The organism is Caulobacter sp. SRI_008 (assembly GCF_057586355.1).
The window spans coordinates 255924-272988 of record NZ_JBYCZS010000003.1 but is presented as its reverse complement, the minus strand read 5'-3'; the positions used below and the strand labels follow the sequence as shown (position 1 = coordinate 272988).

Annotated in this window: 16 protein-coding genes; 10 read left to right on the top strand and 6 right to left on the bottom strand. The window is 69.7% G+C overall.

Going from position 1 to position 17065, the window contains the following annotated elements; genetic code table 11:
• From AC2YHT_RS04765 to AC2YHT_RS04750, 4 genes are all read right to left on the bottom strand, one after another.
• Positions 1 to 350, bottom strand: a 350-nt coding sequence (locus tag AC2YHT_RS04765) for a hypothetical protein (protein WP_487288428.1), incomplete at its 3' end; no start/stop codon positions are given.
• Positions 338 to 709 carry a hypothetical protein gene (locus AC2YHT_RS04760; RefSeq protein ID WP_487288427.1) on the bottom strand — a complete coding sequence of 124 codons (372 nt, stop codon included), beginning with the start codon at positions 707 to 709 and terminating at the stop codon, positions 338 to 340. The genes AC2YHT_RS04760 and AC2YHT_RS04765, both read right to left, overlap by 13 nt.
• Entirely contained in the window at positions 706 to 2499 is a 1794-nt protein-coding gene (locus AC2YHT_RS04755) for a CHASE2 domain-containing protein (protein ID WP_487288426.1), read from the bottom strand. Before AC2YHT_RS04755 ends, AC2YHT_RS04760 begins: the two co-directional genes overlap by 4 nt.
• Before the next feature lie 90 nt (positions 2500 to 2589).
• The gene (locus tag AC2YHT_RS04750) at positions 2590 to 3030 is read right to left on the bottom strand and encodes a hypothetical protein (protein ID WP_487288425.1); all 441 of its coding nucleotides are present in this window, start codon (positions 3028 to 3030) and stop codon (positions 2590 to 2592) included.
• Between the two features lie 309 nt (positions 3031 to 3339).
• Here AC2YHT_RS04750 and AC2YHT_RS04745 point away from each other — a divergent pair, with 309 nt between their 5' ends.
• From AC2YHT_RS04745 to metH, 9 genes are all read left to right on the top strand, one after another.
• Positions 3340 to 4299, top strand: coding sequence for a 2-hydroxyacid dehydrogenase (locus AC2YHT_RS04745; protein ID WP_487288424.1), 960 nt, complete (start codon positions 3340 to 3342; stop codon positions 4297 to 4299).
• A gap of 38 nt (positions 4300 to 4337) precedes the next feature.
• A complete protein-coding gene (locus AC2YHT_RS04740) occupies positions 4338 to 4700 on the top strand; it encodes a VOC family protein (RefSeq protein WP_110120994.1) in 363 nt (120 codons plus the stop codon).
• A 149-nt stretch (positions 4701 to 4849) separates the two neighbouring features.
• Positions 4850 to 5827, top strand: a complete 978-nt coding sequence (locus tag AC2YHT_RS04735; protein ID WP_487288423.1) for an ArsR/SmtB family transcription factor — start codon at positions 4850 to 4852, stop codon at positions 5825 to 5827.
• Positions 5824 to 6780 (top strand): methylenetetrahydrofolate reductase [NAD(P)H], encoded by a 957-nt coding sequence (metF, locus tag AC2YHT_RS04730; RefSeq protein ID WP_487288422.1) that lies wholly within the window; start codon positions 5824 to 5826, stop codon positions 6778 to 6780. The genes AC2YHT_RS04735 and metF overlap by 4 nt, the downstream gene beginning before the upstream one ends.
• Complete coding sequence (gene blaCAU / locus AC2YHT_RS04725; RefSeq protein ID WP_487288421.1) at positions 6777 to 7637, top strand: CAU/MBL1b family subclass B3 metallo-beta-lactamase; 861 nt, start codon at positions 6777 to 6779, stop codon at positions 7635 to 7637. The genes metF and blaCAU overlap by 4 nt, the downstream gene beginning before the upstream one ends.
• An 11-nt stretch (positions 7638 to 7648) precedes the next feature.
• A complete protein-coding gene (locus AC2YHT_RS04720) occupies positions 7649 to 8725 on the top strand; it encodes a homocysteine S-methyltransferase family protein (protein ID WP_487288433.1) in 1077 nt (358 codons plus the stop codon).
• 15 nt (positions 8726 to 8740) lie between these two features.
• Positions 8741 to 9745 (top strand): D-alanine--D-alanine ligase family protein, encoded by a 1005-nt coding sequence (locus AC2YHT_RS04715; RefSeq protein WP_487288420.1) that lies wholly within the window; start codon positions 8741 to 8743, stop codon positions 9743 to 9745.
• Positions 9746 to 9747: 2 nt separating this feature from the next.
• On the top strand, positions 9748 to 10146 hold the full coding sequence (locus tag AC2YHT_RS04710) for a DUF4259 domain-containing protein (protein WP_110120986.1): 399 nt from the start codon (positions 9748 to 9750) through the stop codon (positions 10144 to 10146).
• Positions 10143 to 12821 carry a methionine synthase gene (gene metH, locus AC2YHT_RS04705; protein ID WP_487288419.1) on the top strand — a complete coding sequence of 893 codons (2679 nt, stop codon included), beginning with the start codon at positions 10143 to 10145 and terminating at the stop codon, positions 12819 to 12821. The genes AC2YHT_RS04710 and metH overlap by 4 nt, the downstream gene beginning before the upstream one ends.
• A gap of 179 nt (positions 12822 to 13000) precedes the next feature.
• Here the strand turns inward: metH and AC2YHT_RS04700 are convergent, their stop codons facing one another.
• Positions 13001 to 14170 (bottom strand): HupE/UreJ family protein, encoded by a 1170-nt coding sequence (locus tag AC2YHT_RS04700; RefSeq protein WP_487288418.1) that lies wholly within the window; start codon positions 14168 to 14170, stop codon positions 13001 to 13003.
• Between the two features lie 8 nt (positions 14171 to 14178).
• A complete protein-coding gene (locus tag AC2YHT_RS04695) occupies positions 14179 to 15309 on the bottom strand; it encodes a DUF3500 domain-containing protein (protein WP_487288417.1) in 1131 nt (376 codons plus the stop codon).
• Positions 15310 to 15513: 204 nt separating this feature from the next.
• Here AC2YHT_RS04695 and AC2YHT_RS04690 point away from each other — a divergent pair, with 204 nt between their 5' ends.
• Complete coding sequence (locus AC2YHT_RS04690) at positions 15514 to 16947, top strand: GH1 family beta-glucosidase (protein WP_487288416.1); 1434 nt, start codon at positions 15514 to 15516, stop codon at positions 16945 to 16947.
• Positions 16948 to 17065 lie beyond the last annotated feature (118 nt).

Below are 17065 nucleotides of genomic sequence, written 5' to 3'. Positions count from 1 at the left end.
GTCATGGGCGGATTGAACTGGGTGCTGGCCGCGGCGTCACCGGACATCGAGCCGTTCATCGAATTGGCTGGGGACGCCGGCGGCATGGTCGCCGAGGTGTCGGCCTGCATGCCGGTGGCCGCCTCGCCGGCCCACCAGTCCTTGGTCGCGCGCTGCTTGGGTGAGGCCTTGGTGTAGGCGTCGAGCTGGCTGTAGGGGATCGGCTGCTTGGGCGCGGCTGCGGCTTTCGCCGGGGGCTTGGCGGCGGGCGACTTGCGGGCCTGGGCCATGGCGTCGCTCGCCGGGACGCCCAGGCTCAGCCCGACCGCGACCGCCAGGATGGCGCGCAGGCGCGGGGTCAGTTGTTGCATGCCGCCCCCTGCGACCCGGCCGTGGCCGTGGCCTTGGGCCGCTCGGCCATGCGCAGCCCGCTCTGGCACGGCCCCTTGCGGGCCGAGAGCGCGGCTTCCAGCACGTAGTAGCGAACCCCCGAGGCGTCCTTGAGGGTCAGGCAGCCGCCGCTGGCGGGGACCGCCGGATCCCGGGTCAGCGGCGGCAGCTTGCCGGCCGCGACCGTCTGCTTGGTGGCGAAGCAGTCGGGGTCGGCGTGCAGGGTCACGCTGCCGGCGCTGAAGGCGACCGGGACATCGCCGTCGGCGGCGAGCGCCGGGGCGGCTGCGGGCAGGAGCAGGGCGGCGCAGAACGCCGCGGACGCGATCGGACGGTTCATGATGAGGACGCCTCGTTCTCGGTGGTTCGGGGAGGGGGCGGGGAAGCGGGGCGGCGGCGCAGCAGGGCGCGCGTCTTCCGGACGCCGTTTCGCCAGGCGACGACGACGGCGTCGCGGCAGAGGATGGCGCTCCAGCTGAAGCCCTCGATGCTCCAGAAGCTGATCACGCCGTCCATGATGGTGAAGCCGAACAGCCCCACGATGTTGACCGGCTCCCAGTGTCGCGTCTGGGTGAAGATCACCGCCGTGGTCAGCACGACGCAGCTCATCAGGAAGAGGCCGGCGATCTTGCGAAGGACGTCGCGGCGGCGAACGCCTTCGGCTTCGACGCGCCGCCGGGTGTGCTCCACCAGGAAGGCGATCGAGAAGGCGCAGGCGAACTCCAGCACCTCGCCCCAGTCGAGGTTGAGGGCGCTGAGCGGGCCGTTCTCGAAGACGTCGGGCGGCGGCCGCTGCAGGTTCGGCCCCAGACGGACCAGGTTGTCGTAGGCCATGGCGTGGAACTGCACGCCGGGCTGGCGGCCGTGGACGACGTTGCTGATCCAGTCGTTGTTGCCCGACTGCGCGGCCCCCACCATCACCGTGCGGCCCGCAAGGTAGCCGCGAACCTCGCCGGCGCGCGGGCCGGTCAGCTCGTCGCGCAGCACGGCGTAGTCGAAGGTGGGCGCGTAGGGGCAGGCGACCTTGGCGGCGGCCTCGTGCTCGCCGATCGCTGAGCTCAGCTGGACGAAACCGACGGAGAGCAGCCGCAGCGGCGAGCGGGTCTCCTTGTCGCAGTCCTTTTCTTCGTCGCTGACGGCGTAGATCTTCTGGTCGAGCGCCAGCTTCTTCGGATCGGGGCGCGATCCCCAGACGACCGAGGCTTTCTCCACAGGAAGGCCGAGCCTGTCCAGCGTCTCGCGAAACGCCGGCCCTTCGGTCGGCAGCGCCCGCAGGGCCCCGCAGAGGGTCTTGCCGTCATCCGGCCTGGCAGGCGCGCGCAGGCAGTCGACGGCGTAGGCGGCCATCGCCGGGGAGAGGTCGTATTGCGCGCCGCCGTGCCAGGCGAAGCCCGGCCTCGTGGTGTCGCCCGGGACCTCGATCGTGCGCAGGGCCTTGCAGGACTCCATCAGCGTCGCGGCCTGCTTGTCGTAGGCGTCGTTCATGGCGGCCGCGTAGTCCTGGCGGGTAAGCACGGGCCGGTAGGCGTCCGGCAGGTCGGGCCAGCCCAGCGGCGCCAGCAGGGCCACGCCGTCCTGGGCGATCATGTCCATGGACATGGTCTTGCCGGTGACCGGGCCGCACTGGTCGGGCGGAAACTGCTTGCCGAGGATCACCGGCACGCCGCCGGCCTGGACGATGCATTTCAGCTTGTGGAGCGGGGTCGAGCGGCAGTCGGCGCCCTTGGACCAGTCGGCGACCCGGGTCACCTCGCCGACGGTCTGGATGAAGGCCTGGCGCTCGCTGGGCTCGCCGAACTCGGACACCAGCATGTAGTCGAGGATGATCGCCGAGGGCCGTTCGGCGGCCAGGGTGCGGACGAGATCGCTGTAGAAGCCGCGCGGGGGAGGCCAGGGCGTGGCCATCTCCTGCAGGGTGGCGTCGCTGACCAGGACCACCGTGGGCCGATGGGGCGGCGCGTCGGGCTCGCCGCCGTAGAACGGCGCCGTCATGCGCCCGACCACGCCGGCGCTATGTCGGTCGGACGCCTCGTCCAGACCCATGGGATCGAGCACGGCGATGATCGCCGCGATCGCCGTCACGATGACGGCCACGACGAAACATGCCGCAAGCTCGCGACGAAGTTGCATGTGCAGACCCCCCTGCCTCTTCACGATAGGGGCAGAGGGGGCTCATGGTAAAGCGAATAGTCGCGCTTTAGTTGCGCCTGGATCGGCTGTCTACTTCGGCTCTTTCGGCGGCATGTTCGGGTCGGTTCCGGGCAGGTTCGAGCCGGGTTGCGGGGCCATGTCGTCGGGCGGCGTGCTGTTGGTCGGCGGCGTGGTCGGCATCGAGGCCGGTGCGTCGGTCATGGGCGGATTGACCTGGGTGCTGGCCGCGGCGTCACCGGACATCGAGCCGTTCATCGAATTGGCTGGGGACGCCGGCGGCATGGTCGCCGAGGTGTCGGCCTGCATGCCGGTGGCCGCCTCGCCGGCCCACCAGTCCTTGGTCGCGCGCTGCTTGGGCGAGGCCTTGGTGTAGGCGTCGAGCTGGCTGTAGGGGATCGGCTGCTTGGGCGCGGCCACGGCGGCGCTGGCCTTGATCTTCGGATTGGCGACGGCCGCGCCGGAGACGATCATGGCGAGCGCTGCGCCCGCCAGCAGGGTTTTCGTCAACATGGGGAGCTCTCCCTAAGGCGCCGTGCTCGGCGCCAAGGAATAAAACCCTTTCAACGTCGGGGCGTTCACAGCTTGGCATTGCCTGTTGCAATGCGGGAACCGGTGGTCGGCGCGGCGGGTTGTCTGCGGCAGTCCGGCAGGGGTGAGGCGTTCGCGCAAACCGCCGTCGGACGACTTCAGATATTCGTGCGTCGCGCGCTACGTGCTGGCGCGCGGCCGCCAGAAGAGTAGCTTGTCCTTTGGAGATGATCGTCCCGCGGATCGGCGACGGAGACCTTCCGCCGCGCGCCGGGACCGGAGCCGCCGCCAATGCCGCAAAACCCTGTCGTAAAGCCCCACATCGTTCTTTCGCACGAGATGCTGCTGCCGATGCAGCCGCTGCTGGAGGGCGCCTACGAGGTGCACCGCCTGTGGGACTATCCTGATCGCCTGGACTTTCTTGAAGGGCCGGGCGGGAAGGTGCAGGCCATCGTCCACGCCGGCGAGATGGTGCTGCCGCGAGACCTGCTGTCGGAAATGCCGCGCCTGGGCCTGATCGCCTGCGTCAGCGCCGGCTATGACGGCGTCGACGTGCCCTGGTGCCGGGCCCACGGGCTGGCGGTGACCCACTCGGTCGGTCTCAACGCCGGCGACGTGGCCGACCACGCCCTGGGCCTGCTGCTGGGCGCCTGGCGCGGGATCGCCGAGGGCGACCGGCGGGTGCGCAGCGGCCGCTGGAGCTCGATGGACCGCATGGGCGCGCGCCACGGCCTGCGCGGCCGCAAGGCCGGGATCGTGGGTCTGGGCCATATCGGCGAGGCCGTCGCCCGTCGCCTGGCCGCCTTCGACGTCAAGGTCGCCTGGTGGGGGCCGCGCCCCAAGGAGACCGAGTGGCCGCGCGCCGACAACCTGCTGGCCCTGGCCCGCGACAGCGACATCCTGGTGGTCTGCGCCCGGCCCGACGTGTCCAACCGCCACCTGATCAACGCCGGGGTGATCGACGCCCTGGGTCCGCAGGGCCTGCTGGTCAACGTGTCGCGCGGGTCGCTGGTCGACGAGGACGCCCTGGTCGAGGCCCTGAAGGCCGGCCGCCTGGGCATGGCCGCCCTCGACGTCTTCGAGCAGGAGCCGACCTCGCCGGCGCGCTGGGTCGACGTGCCCCACACGGTGCTGACGCCGCACATGGCCGGCGCGACGCTCGACAGCATTCCGGCCATGGTCAACCTGACCCTGGAGAACCTGCGCCGCTACTTCCTCGGCGAACCCCTGGCGAGCCCGGTGGCGGCGTGATGTAGTCCCCTCTGCTCTTTGCGGGTGGAGGGGAAGTCATGGCCAAGGTGCTCGGTCTGGGCGGCGTGTTCTTCAAGGCGAGCGATCCCAAGGCGCTGGCCGACTGGTACGCGCGGGTGCTCGGCTTCAAGATCGAGGACTGGGGCGGGGCGGTGTTCGAGCCTTCGAAGAAGCCGTTCACCGGCAACTGGTCGCCGTTCCCCGCCGACACCCGCTATTTCGAGCCGTCGGCCGCGCCGTTCATGGTCAATTTCGTCGTCGACGACCTGGAGGGCGTGCTGGCCAAGGCCGCCGCGGCGGGCGTCGAACCGACCGGCCGCCAGGACGAGGGTTACGGCAAGTTCGCCTGGCTGGTCGATCCGGAGGGCCTGAAGATCGAGCTATGGCAGCCGGCCGAATAGGCGCGGGGCGGGCAGGGGAAGATTTATCCCCTGCGCCGCGCGTTTTGAGCGCTGGCGGGGCTTTTTGATCTCCGCGCGGCGGGCTAAGGACGGTCTCTCAGCTTAGAAATCGCTTGCCAAATCGGACATAAAGATATCTTTATGTCCCTATGGCGCTATCGAGCGAACAGGTTGTCGACGTTTTGCGCGCGGCGGGCGAAAGCACCCGTCTGCGCATCCTCGCGCTGCTGGCGGCGGACGAGCTTTCGGTGCTCGAACTGTGCCGGATCCTCGACCAGAGCCAGCCGCGCGTCTCCCGCCATCTGAAGCTGCTGGCCGAGGCCGGGCTGGTCGAACGCTTTCCCGACGGCGCCTGGGTCTTCTACCGCCTGGCGGGGACTTCGGGCGGCGGGGCGGTGGTCGCTTCGGCCCTGGGGCTGATCGACCGCGACGACGCCGTCATCCAGGCCGACGCCAGCAAGCTGGCCGCCGTGCGCGCCGAGCGCTCGGCCGGCGCCCAGGCCTATTTCGCCCGCAACGCCGCGCGCTGGAACGAGATCCGCTCGCTCTATGTCGACGAGCAGGAGGTCGAGGCGGCCATCCTGCGGGCGATCGGCGAAGGCCCGTTCGACGAGATGGTCGACCTGGGCGCGGGCGCTGGCCGCATGCTGACCCTGCTGGGCAAGCGGGTGGTCAACGCCCTGGGCCTGGACCTGTCGCAGCAGATGCTGAACATCGCCCGCGACGAGGTGGCCAAGGCCGGCCTCACGGCCTGCGAACTGCGCCACGGCGACATCTTCGACACCGGCCTGCCGGGCGGCTGCGCCGACCTCGTCACCGTCCACCAGGTGCTGCACTATCTGGGCGATCCCGCCGCCGCCGTGGGCGAGGCCGCGCGCCTGGTCGCGCCCGGCGGCCTGCTGCTGATCGCCGACTTCGCCCCGCACGACCACGAGTTCCTGCGCGAGGCCCACCAGCACCGCCGTCTGGGCTTCGCCGACGACGAGATCCAGCCCTGGATCGTCGCCGGCGGCCTGGTCCCGGAAGCCAATATCGCCCTGCCGCCGACCACGGCCGAGGGCCTGACCGTGAAGATCTGGACCGCTCGCCGTTCGGCGCAAGCGCTCGCCGAAAGGACCGCCGCATGACCCTGCCGCCCACCCGCCGCGTCATCGGTCCCGTCGCCCGCGCCGGCGAGCGTCCTGTCGGGGCCGCGCGTCCGCGCGTCTCGTTCGAGTTCTTCCCGCCCAAGAGCGAGAAGATGGAAGCCAGCCTGTGGGAGGCGATCACCCGCCTGGCCCCGCTGGATCCGGCCTTCGTGTCGGTGACCTACGGCGCCGGCGGCTCGACCCGCGAGCGCACCCACCGCACGGTCAAGCGCATCCTCGACGAGACCAGCCTGAAGCCGGCCGCTCACCTGACCTGCGTCGGCGCCAGCCGCGCCGAGGTCGACGAGGTGATCCACGACTACTGGGACATCGGCGTGCGCCACATCGTGTCGCTGCGCGGCGATCCGCCTCCCGGCGAGGGCGGCATCGGCGGCGTCTACGCGCCCCGCGAGGACGGCTACAAGAACGCCACCGAGCTGACGGCTGCCCTGCGCGGGATCGCGCCGTTCGAGGTGCTGGTCGGGGTCTATCCCGAGAAGCATCCCGAGAGCCCCTCGCTCGACCACGACATCGAGGTGCTGAAGGCCAAGGTCGACGCGGGCGCGACGCTGGGCATCAGCCAGTTCTTCTTCGACATCGACGCCTTCCTGCGCTTCGTCGACAAGGCCCGCGCGGCCGGGATCACCATCCCGATCGTGCCGGGGATCATGCCGGTGACCAACTTCAACGGCCTGAAGAAGATGTCGGTGGCCTGCCAGACCTCGGTGCCGTCGTGGCTGGCCAACCTGTTCGACGGGCTGGACGAGGATCCCGAGACCCGCCGCCTGATCGCCTGCTCGGTGGCCGCCGAGATGTGCGCCAAGCTGCAGGAGCAGGGCTTCAACGACTTCCACTTCTACACTCTGAACCGGGCCGACCTGGTCTACGCCATCTGCCGCGTGCTGGGCGTGCGCGAGACCGCGCCGGCCCCGGCGGCGGAGGCCGCGGCATGAAGCGGATCCTGACCCTCGCCCTGGCCCTTGGGCTGGCCGGCCTTTCCCCGGCCGGCGCGCAGGACAACGCCTCCTGGACCAAGCCGAACCGGCCCTACCGGGTGGTGGGCAACATCTATTACGTCGGCTCCGAGGGGCTGTCGGCCTGGCTGATCACCTCGCCGGAAGGCCACGTGGTGCTCGACGGTGGTCCGTCGGCCGAGGGCGGCAAGCTGATCGAGCGCAACATCCAGTCGCTGGGCTTCAAGCTCACCGACGTGAAGGTGCTGATCAATACCCACGCCCATTTCGACCACGCCGGCGGCTTGGCCCAACTGAAGGCCGACACCGGCGCCAAGGTCTGGGCCTCGCGCGCCGACAAGCCTGCCCTGGAGAAGGGACAGCACTTCGGCGACAACGCCAATGGCCTCACCCAATTCCCGGCCGTGAAGGTCGACAAGGCGTTCGGCGACGAGACCAAGCTGAAGATGGGCGGGACCACCCTGGTCGCCCACCTGACGCCCGGCCACACCGTCGGCTGCACCACCTGGACCACCCAGGTGGTCGAGAAGGACCGGCCGCTGAACGTGACCTTCCCGTGCTCGCTGTCGGTGGCCGGCAACGTGCTGGTCGGCAACAAGACCCACAAGACCATCGTCGCCGACTATCGGGCCAGCTTCGCGACCATGCGGGCGCTGCCGACTGACGTCATGCTGCCCAGCCACGAGGAGCAGGGCGGCCTGCTGGCCAAGCGCCAGAAGCAGCTGCGCGGCGACGCCGACGCGTTCATCGATCCGACCGAGCTGGGCCGGTTCGTCAACGCCTCCGAGACGGCGTTCAACAAGGAACTCGCGCGCCAGCAAGGAGCCGCGAAATGACCGACCTGACCATCCGCGATATTTCCACGAGGCTTGGCCGCGTCGCGGCCCTCAAGGCCGCCGCCAAGGAACGCATCCTGATCCTCGACGGCTCCTGGGGCGTGATGTTCCAGAAGAAGAAGCTGGGCGAGGCCGACTACCGCGCCGAGCGCTTCGCCGACTTCGACGGCCAGATGAAGGGCAACAACGACATCCTGTGCCTGACCCGGCCGGATCTCGTGGCCGAGCTTCACGACGCCTATTTCGCGGCCGGCGCCGACATCTCCGAGACCAACACCTTCTCGGGCACCACCATCGCCCAGGCCGACTATCGCCTCGGCGAACAGGACGTCTGGGACATCAACCTCGAAGGCGCGAAGATCGGCCGCCAGGTCGCCGACCGCTGGAACGCCGAAAACCCTGACCGTCCCAAGTTCATCGCCGGCTCGATCGGTCCGCTGAACGTCATGCTGTCGATGTCGTCGGACGTGAACGACCCGGGCGCGCGGAAGGTGACCTTCGACCAGGTTTACCAGGCCTATCGCCAGCAGGTGGACGCCCTTTACCAGGGCGGGGTCGACCTGTTCCTGATCGAGACCATCACCGACACCCTCAACTGCAAGGCCGCCATCAAGGCGATCCTCGACTGGCGCGACGAGGGCCACGAGGAGCTGCCGATCTGGATCAGCGGCACGATCACCGACCGCTCGGGCCGCACCCTGTCGGGCCAGACGGCCGAGGCGTTCTGGAACTCGATCAAGCACGCCAAGCCGTTCGCCGTCGGCTTCAACTGCGCCTTGGGCGCGGACCTGATGCGCCCGCACATCGCCGAGATGGCCCGCATCGCCGACACCCTGGTCGCGGCCTATCCCAACGCCGGCCTGCCCAACGCCATGGGCGAGTACGACGAGGAGCCGCACGAGACCGGCCACGCCCTGCACGAATGGGCCAAGGACGGTCTGGTCAACATCCTGGGCGGCTGCTGCGGCACCACCCCCGACCACATCCGCCACGTGGCCGACGAGGTGCGCGGCGTCGCCCCGCGCGCCATCCCCGAACGCCCGAAGGCCATGCGCCTGTCGGGCCTCGAACCCTTCGAACTGGCCTGATCGAGTACGAGTCTGATGCGCACCACCATCCTCTTCGGCGGCCCCAGCCGCGAGCGCCTCGTGGCCGTGGCCAGCGCCCAGAGCCTGACCCGGCAGCTGCCGGACGCCGATCTGTGGTTCTGGGCGCCGGACGGCCAGGTCTATCCGGCCAGCCAGGCCGTTCTGCTGGGCCATGACCGTCCGTTCGAGCTGGACCTGCCGACCGAAGGCGCGCCGATTGGCGACATCGAGACGGCCCTGGACGTCGCCGCCCGCGAGGACCGCGCCCTGCTGCTGAGCCTGCACGGCGGCTTCGCCGAGGACGGCGGCCTGCAGAAGCTGTGCGAGGCGCGCGGGGTGGCCTTCACCGGCTCGGGCTCGCACGCCAGCTGGCTGGCCTTCAGCAAGACGCGGGCGAAGGACGTGGTCGCGCAGGCCGGCGTCTCGGTCCCGCGGAACATCGCTTCGGAGGACGCGCAGGCTGCGCTGGCCAAGTACGGCCGGCTGATCGCCAAGCCGTCCGAGGACGGCTCCAGCTACGGCCTGATCTTCGTCGACACCCCGGCCGACCTGGATGCGGCCCTGAAGGCGGCGGCCGAGCAGGCCTATGTCATCGAACCCTTCGTGCAGGGCCTGGAATCGACCTGCGGCGTGCTGGAACTGGCCAGCGGCGAACTGATCGCCCTGCCGCCGGTGGAGATCCGGCCGTCGGCCGGCAAGTTCGACTACACGTCCAAGTACCTGGCCAAGGACACCGAGGAAATCTGCCCGGCCACCTTCGCGCCGGAGATCAACGCGGCCCTGCAGGACCAGGCGCTGAAGGCCCACAAGGCGCTGGGCTGCCGCGGCTATTCGCGTTCGGACTTCATCGTTTCCGAGCACGGCCTCGTCTATCTGGAGACCAACACCCTGCCGGGCCTGACCGCCTCGTCGCTCTATCCCAAGGCGCTGAAGGCGCAGGGGATCGAGGTCGCCGACTTCCTCCAGGGGCAGCTGGCCCTGGCCGAGGCGCGCGCCAAGCAAGCCGCGACGGCGGCCTGACCATGGCCTGGGACAACGGACCCTTCGAAAACGACGAAGCCGCCGACTTCATCGCCGACCTGGCCGAAGCGCCTGACTGGCGCGCGGTGGTGCTGATCCTCGACCACGTGACCAAGGCCGCCGGCTATCTGGAAGCGCCCGAGGCCGAGATGGCCGTGGCCGCCGCCGCGGTGGTCGCCGCCGCCTTGAGCGAAGCCGCGCTGCTGCCGGCCGACCATCAGGGCCTGAAGGCGGAACTGGGCGCGCCGCCGGAAGGCGCGGCTCGCCTGGCCAAGGCCGCCCTGGCCCGCGTGGTCGGCCCGGCCTCCGAACTCGACGAACTCTGGCAGGAGGGCGACGGTCACGACGGCTGGCTGACCCATATCGCCGGCCTGCAAGCTATTCTGAGCGCATCCCAATGAGACCTGTCTTCGTCAACATCGGCGAGCGCACCAACGTCACCGGCTCGGCCAAGTTCAAGAAGCTGATCGTCGAGGGCAATTTCAGCGAGGCCCTGTCGGTCGCCCGCCAGCAGGTGGAGGCCGGCGCCCAGGTCATCGACGTCAACATGGACGAAGGCCTGCTCGACAGCGAGCAGGCGATGGTCACCTTCCTGAACCTGATGGCGGCCGAGCCCGACATCGCCCGCGTGCCGGTGATGATCGACAGCTCCAAGTGGGAGGTGATCGAGGCCGGGCTGAAGTGCGTGCAGGGCAAGGCGATCGTCAACTCGATCTCGATGAAGGAAGGCGAGGCCAAGTTCATCGACCAGGCCAAGCTGTGCCTGCGCTACGGCGCGGCCGTGGTGGTCATGGCCTTCGACGAGGTCGGCCAGGCCGACACCGCCGCCCGCAAGATCGAGATCTGCGAGAAGGCCTACGGCATCCTGGTCGACAAGGTCGGCTTCCCGCCGGAAGACATCATCTTCGACCCCAACATCTTCGCCGTGGCGACGGGGATCGAGGAGCACGACAACTACGCCGTCGACTTCATCGAGGGCACGCGCGAGATCAAGACGCGCTGCCCCTGGGCCCGGATCTCGGGCGGGGTGTCGAACGTGTCGTTCAGCTTCCGCGGCAACGAGCCGGTGCGCCGGGCGATCCACTCGGTGTTCCTGTACCACGCCATCAACGCCGGCATGGACATGGGCATCGTCAACGCCGGCGACCTGCCGGTCTATGACGATATCGACCCGGTGCTGCGCGAGGCCGTCGAGGACGTGATCCTCAATCGCCCGCAGCGCGATCCGGTGCAGAGCAACACCGAGCGCCTGGTCGACATGGCCCCGCGCTACAAGGGCGAGAAGGGCGCGGCCCAGCAGGTCAACCTGGCCTGGCGCGAAGGCACGGTGGGCGAGCGCATCACCCACGCCCTGGTCAACGGCGTCACCGAGTTCATCGAGGCCGACACCGAAGAGGCGCGCCTGGCGGCCGAGCGTCCGCTGCACGTCATCGAAGGCCCGCTGATGGACGGCATGAACGTCGTCGGCGACCTGTTCGGCGCGGGCAAGATGTTCCTGCCCCAGGTGGTCAAGTCGGCCCGCGTGATGAAACAGGCCGTGGCCTGGCTGATGCCGTTCATGGAGGCCGAGAAGGAAGGCCAGGTCCGCAAGGCCGCCGGCAAGGTGCTGATGGCCACCGTCAAGGGCGACGTCCACGACATCGGCAAGAACATCGTCGGCGTCGTGCTGCAGTGTAACAACTACGAGGTCATCGACCTGGGCGTGATGGTGCCCGCCGACCGCATCCTCGACGAAGCGAAAAAGCACCAGGTCGACATGATCGGCCTGTCGGGCCTGATCACCCCGTCGCTGGACGAGATGGTGTTCGTCGCCGCCGAGATGGAGCGCCAGGGCTTCAACATTCCGCTGCTGATCGGCGGGGCCACCACCAGCCGCACTCATACGGCGGTGAAGATCGAGCCGGCCTATCGCCGCGGCCCGACCACCTATGTCGTCGACGCCAGCCGGGCGGTCGGCGTGGTCTCGGGCCTGCTGTCGGAAAGCGAGCGCGACCGGATCATCGGCGAGACCCGCGCTGAATACGTCAAGGTGCGCGAGCAGTACGCGCGCGGCCAGACGGTCAAGGCCCGCACCGCCATCGGCGAGGCCCGCAAGCGCAAGTACGCCATCGACTGGAAGGGCTACACGCCGCCCAAGCCGCTGTTCACCGGTACGCGGGTGTTCGAGCCGAGCCTGGCCGAGCTGGAGCCGTTCATCGACTGGTCGCCGTTCTTCGCCAGCTGGGAGCTGATCGGCCGCTATCCGCAGATCCTGGACGACGACGTGGTCGGCGAGGCCGCCCGCGACCTTTATCGCGACGCCCGGGTCATGCTCGACAAGGTCATCGCCGAGAAGTGGTTCGGGGCCAAGGGCGTGATCGGCTTCTGGCCGGCCCAGGCGGTCGAGGACGACGTGGTGCTGTTCTCGGACGAGTCCCGCACGGTCGAGATCGCCCGCCTGCACACCCTGCGCCAGCAGATCGACAAGGGACCGGGCGAGGGCAAGGCCAACCTGGCCCTGTCGGACTTCGTCGCGCCCGTGGGCGGCCCGGCCGACTATGTCGGCGGCTTCGCCGTCACCGCCGGTCACGGCGAGGACGAGATCGTCAAGAAATTCAAGGACGCCGGCGACGACTATTCGGCGATCATGGCTTCGGCGCTGGCCGACCGCCTGGCCGAGGCCTTCGCCGAGTGGCTGCACCACAAGGCCCGGGTCGAGCTGTGGGGCTATGCGCCGGAAGAGGGCTTCGACGCCGATCGTCTGATCGCCGAGAAGTACCAGGGCATCCGCCCGGCCCCCGGCTATCCGGCCCAGCCCGACCACACCGAAAAGGGCACGCTGTTCCGCCTGCTCGACGCCGAGGCCGCCACCGGCATGGCCCTGACCGAGAGCTTCGCCATGAGCCCGGGCGCGGCCGTGTCGGGCCTCTATTTCAGCCATCCGCAGAGCCACTATTTCGGGGTCGGCAAGATCGACTTCGACCAGGTCGAGGACTACGCCCGCCGCAAGGGCTGGGACCTGGCCACGACCGAGCGCTGGCTGTCGCCGATCCTGAACTACGACCCGCTGGCCCGGGCGCGCGGGGCGGCGGCGTAAGACGGTATCCTCTTAACTCCCGTCATTCCCGCCCTTGTGGCGGGAACCCCTGGTTCCGCTCGCAGGTGAGGTGCAAGCCGACTGCTCAGCAGTCCGCCCCATCCGCCCTTGCGGCTGACAGAGGGTTTCCCGTCACAAGGGCGGGAATGACGGGAGTTTGGGAGAGGGCGGGGGCAGGCCTACGCCAGCCGCGCGTAGAGCCACACCATCGACGCCACGAGCGCGCCTGCCCCCAGCGCCCAGCGGGTCCACACGCCCGCCGCCTTGCGCCTGAGCACGAACACCACCGGCGCCACGGCCGCGACGATCAGCAGCTGCACCAGCTCGATCCCCAGATTGAAGCCCAGTGTCGCGGCCACCAGCTGGCCGGTCGAGAGCTGCAGCGCGCTCAGCGTCTCGGCGAAGGCCAGGCCGTGGACGAGGCCGAAGCCGCCGGCGATCCAGGCTTCGCGCCGGGGGAAGATCGGCCGCAGGGCGTGCAGGGCCGAGATCCCCACCGACAGGGCGATCAGCGCCTCGACGATCTTGCCGCCCGGCGGCAGCCAGCCCAGGGCCGCGCCCAGCAGCGAGATCGAGTGGCCGACCGTGAAGGCGCTGACCCGGGCGAAGGTGGCCCACAGCGCCTTGCGGGCGTCGCCGACCGGCCGCCAGCGGCCGTTCTCGGCGACCAGCGGCGCGGTCAGGATCAGGGTGACCAGGAACAGCAGGTGGTCGGCGCCCTCCAGGATGTGGCGCGCGCCCATGACGACCATGCTGGTCCAGGCCGGCCAGGGCGAGCCCTGGACGCGGTCGATGCGGATCTGCCGCGTCTCGGCCCGCAGCGTTCCCAAGAGGCGCGGCTTGTGCGGCAGCACGTTGCGCGTCCAGTCCTGCTCCAGGGTCAGCACCGCCGAGTGGGTGGCGATCTCGCGGACGATGACCTCGTAGTCCAGCACCAGGGAGTCCGGCGCCGGGCCGGGCGGCGGGGTCAGATCGACCTCGACCGTCCATTCGTCGGTGGGGAAGGGGACCTCGTCGACGCTGAGCACCTGCACGCCCCAGGCTGCTCCAGTGGGCGAGCGCGGCTGGATGCGGTCCTGGACGTAGGCCGCCACGCCCGCCGCCGTCAGGGTGGGACGTCCGTCGCCGAGCGGCTTGGGGACCAGCCCGGCCTGGAGGAAGGCGACCTCCAGCCGGTCGGCCGGCAGCCGCAGGTGCAGCCGCCAGGCGTGGTCGAGCACGCGGATCTGGACGAAGGACTTGGCCATCGGGTGGGCGATGGCCAGGCCCGTGGTCAGGAGGGCCAGGCCCGCGGCGAGGATCGCCAGCCAGCCCGCCACAGGGCGCTTGAACGGGGAGCGCTTGAACATGGGGCGCCTCAGAACGTGAAGTTGCCGCCGTAGTCCGCCGTCTTGTCGCGCCAGATGCTGTGATAGTGGTTGGCGCTGAACACGACGCCGCTCTGGACGCTGAGTTCGATCCAGACGCGCGGGCCGTCGATGCGGACATAGGAGCCCTTGGTCGACAGGTCCGAGTACGAGGCCCACGAGATGTAGGTCGAGGCCAGGGCCGTGTCGGTGGTGTAGGCGTCGGCCTGGCCCGTGCCGTTGGCGTCGGCGGCGTAGGCGTTGATCGCCGCCTTCACCAGCGCCTGCTGGGTCGAACTCAGGCTCGAGACCGCCAGGCCCGACTGGGTGGAGGGGAAGTCGCCGTCCTCCTGCGGGCCGACCAGCACGTCGTCATAGGCCTGGGACAGCTTGGCCGAGGCCAGCTGGGTGGACGACAGGCCGCTGAGCATCGCCGCCAGGGTGTCGTGCCGGGTCTGCATCGGCGTGTAGGCCGTGCCGCCATAGGTGAACGACAGCGGCTCCACCCCGACGAAGTTGGGGGTCATGCTGACATAGTCGCCGGTGACGCTGGCCATGAAGGTGTAGTGGTGGCCGGAGAACTCCAGGATCCACGGGCTGGAGGTCGAGGGCGTGCCCAGGAAGGCGATGTAGTAGAGGTTCTGGCCGTAGCCGCTGGCGGCGGTGGCGAGGTACCCGTCGGCGGCGCGAAGGCCGGTCATGGTCGACTGGCCCTGGGTGGTCAGGGCCGCGGCGATCAGGGCCTCGGCGGCGGTCTTCTGGTCGGTGCTGAGCGCGCTGAGCGCCAGGCCCAGGCGGCTGACCGAGCCGACCGGCAGGTTCGACCAGTGGGCGGTGGCGTTGGACGAGGTCAGGCTGTAGCTGACCGAGCTGAGCTGGCTGCTGCTGAGCGTGGCCCGGAACACGTTGGCCAGGCAGACCAGCTGCGCGCCTTGGGTGCTCTCCGAGCAGGACGTCGAGGCCGTGCTGCTGGAGCTGCTCGAACTGCTGCTGCTGGACGAGCTGCTCGACGATGAGCTGCTGCTGGAGCTGCTGGAACTGGAGCCGCCGCCGCCTCCGCAGGCGGCCAGGCCCGCGGTCAGGGCCATGGCGACGACCGCCGCGACCAGGGCTGAGTTTTTTCGGGCGCCTTCGAGGGCCATGGGTTCTTCCCAAAATGCGATGTTCTGGGACCCAGGGGTGAACGCCGTTCTTTCCCGACCTATGTCCAGCCTGACAAAATGTACGGCGGTTGAAGTGACAAAATCGCGGGCTGGCCAAGTATCCGGTTATAGCTGCATTGTTCCCCCAACGGAGGTTGTGAGCCTCCGATCCAAAGCTGGGGGTGGAGCGTGGATCAGGCGGGCATGAACCGTCGGGCGCTGGGCGCGTTGGCGGTCGGCGGAGCGGCGGCGGGGCTATCAGGGTGCGGGACGCAGCGGCCCGGCGACGTGCAGCCGAAGTCGCGCGATTTTCCCAAGGACTTCGTCTGGGGCACGGCCACCGCGGCCTTCCAGACCGAGGGCTCGCCCGACGCCGACGGACGCGGCCCCAGCGTCTGGGACGTGTTCCAGGACCTGCCGGGCAAGATCATCGATGGCTCGAACGCCAAGGTCGCCACCGACAGCTATCGCCGCTGGGCCGACGACGTGAACCTGGTGGCCGGGGCGGGCCTGGGCGGCTACCGGTTCTCGATCTCGTGGTCGCGGCTGCTGCCCACCGGCGCCGGAGCCGTCTCCCAGGCGGGGATCGACCACTATTCCCGGCTGATCGACGGCCTGCTGGAAAAGGGTGTCACGCCCTACGCCACGCTGTTCCACTGGGACCTGCCGCAGGCCCTGCAGGATCGCGGCGGCTGGGCGGCGCGCGATACGGCCCAGGCCTTCGCCGACTACGCCGCCCTGGTCGGCGAGCGGCTGGGCGACCGGCTCAAGCGGATCATCGTTCTGAACGAACCGGCCGTGCACGCGGTGTTCGGCCACGTCACCGGCGAGCACGCGCCGGGCCTGAAGGACGTCGCCCTGCTGGGGCCGGTGACCCACCACATGAACCTGGGCCAGGGACTGGCGATCCAGGCCCTGCGGGCGGCGAAGAGCGACTTTTCCATCGGCACCACCCTGGCCTTGCAGCCGTGCCGGCCGGCGGGCGGCGGGCTGGCGTTCTGGAACCGGCTGGCGTCGGACGGGCTCGACGCGCTGTGGAACCGCGCGTGGCTCGATCCCCTGCTGAAGGGCGAATATCCCGACGCCATGAACGAGTTCCTGGGCGACCGCGTGCGCTCGGAGGATCTTTCGACCATCCGCCAGAAGGTCGACTTCATGGGGGTGAACTACTACGCGCCGGCCTATATGCGCCTGGCGCCGCTGTCGCCCGGCAAGATCGCGCCCGCCGCGCCGCCCAAGGGCGTGGAGTTGGACGCCTTTGGCCGCCACATCGACCCGTCGGGCCTGGCCGAGGTGCTGGCGCGGCTGCGCACCGAGTACGGCAACCCGCCGGTGTTCGTCACCGAGAACGGCTGCTCCGACCCGTTCGGCGACGGACCGGGCATCCAGGCCGACACCTTCCGCATCGCCTTCTTGCGCCGGCACCTGCAGGCGGTGAAGGCGGCCATGGAGGCCGGCTCGCCGGTGAAGGGCTTCTTCGCCTGGTGCCTGATCGACAACTGGGAATGGGCGCTGGGCTACCGCTCGAAGTTCGGCCTGGTGACCCACGACCGGGCGACCGGGGTGCGCACGCCGAAGGCGTCTTACGCCTGGTATGCGGCCCTGGCGCGGAGCGGGGTGTTGCCGGCGGCGCCCTAGAGCCACGCCGTCTTTCTATCCCCCCGTCATTCTCGCCCTTGTGGCGAGAACCCCTCTGTCAGCCGCAGGTGCGGATGGGGCGGATCGCTGGCGATCCGCTTGCGCTTCACGTGCGAGC

Coding starts and splice junctions, on each gene's coding strand:
- AC2YHT_RS04755 (WP_487288426.1), bottom strand. CDS start 2,499: ATGCAACTTCGTCGCGAGCTTGCGGCATGTTTCGTCGTGGCCGTCATC.
- AC2YHT_RS04740 (WP_110120994.1), top strand. CDS start 4,338: ATGGCCAAGGTGCTCGGTCTGGGCGGCGTGTTCTTCAAGGCGAGCGAT.
- blaCAU (WP_487288421.1), top strand. CDS start 6,777: ATGAAGCGGATCCTGACCCTCGCCCTGGCCCTTGGGCTGGCCGGCCTT.
- AC2YHT_RS04690 (WP_487288416.1), top strand. CDS start 15,514: ATGAACCGTCGGGCGCTGGGCGCGTTGGCGGTCGGCGGAGCGGCGGCG.
- AC2YHT_RS04710 (WP_110120986.1), top strand. CDS start 9,748: ATGGCCTGGGACAACGGACCCTTCGAAAACGACGAAGCCGCCGACTTC.
- metH (WP_487288419.1), top strand. CDS start 10,143: ATGAGACCTGTCTTCGTCAACATCGGCGAGCGCACCAACGTCACCGGC.
- AC2YHT_RS04745 (WP_487288424.1), top strand. CDS start 3,340: ATGCCGCAAAACCCTGTCGTAAAGCCCCACATCGTTCTTTCGCACGAG.
- AC2YHT_RS04695 (WP_487288417.1), bottom strand. CDS start 15,309: ATGGCCCTCGAAGGCGCCCGAAAAAACTCAGCCCTGGTCGCGGCGGTC.
- AC2YHT_RS04750 (WP_487288425.1), bottom strand. CDS start 3,030: ATGTTGACGAAAACCCTGCTGGCGGGCGCAGCGCTCGCCATGATCGTC.
- AC2YHT_RS04715 (WP_487288420.1), top strand. CDS start 8,741: ATGCGCACCACCATCCTCTTCGGCGGCCCCAGCCGCGAGCGCCTCGTG.
- AC2YHT_RS04760 (WP_487288427.1), bottom strand. CDS start 709: ATGAACCGTCCGATCGCGTCCGCGGCGTTCTGCGCCGCCCTGCTCCTG.
- AC2YHT_RS04735 (WP_487288423.1), top strand. CDS start 4,850: ATGGCGCTATCGAGCGAACAGGTTGTCGACGTTTTGCGCGCGGCGGGC.
- AC2YHT_RS04700 (WP_487288418.1), bottom strand. CDS start 14,170: ATGTTCAAGCGCTCCCCGTTCAAGCGCCCTGTGGCGGGCTGGCTGGCG.
- metF (WP_487288422.1), top strand. CDS start 5,824: ATGACCCTGCCGCCCACCCGCCGCGTCATCGGTCCCGTCGCCCGCGCC.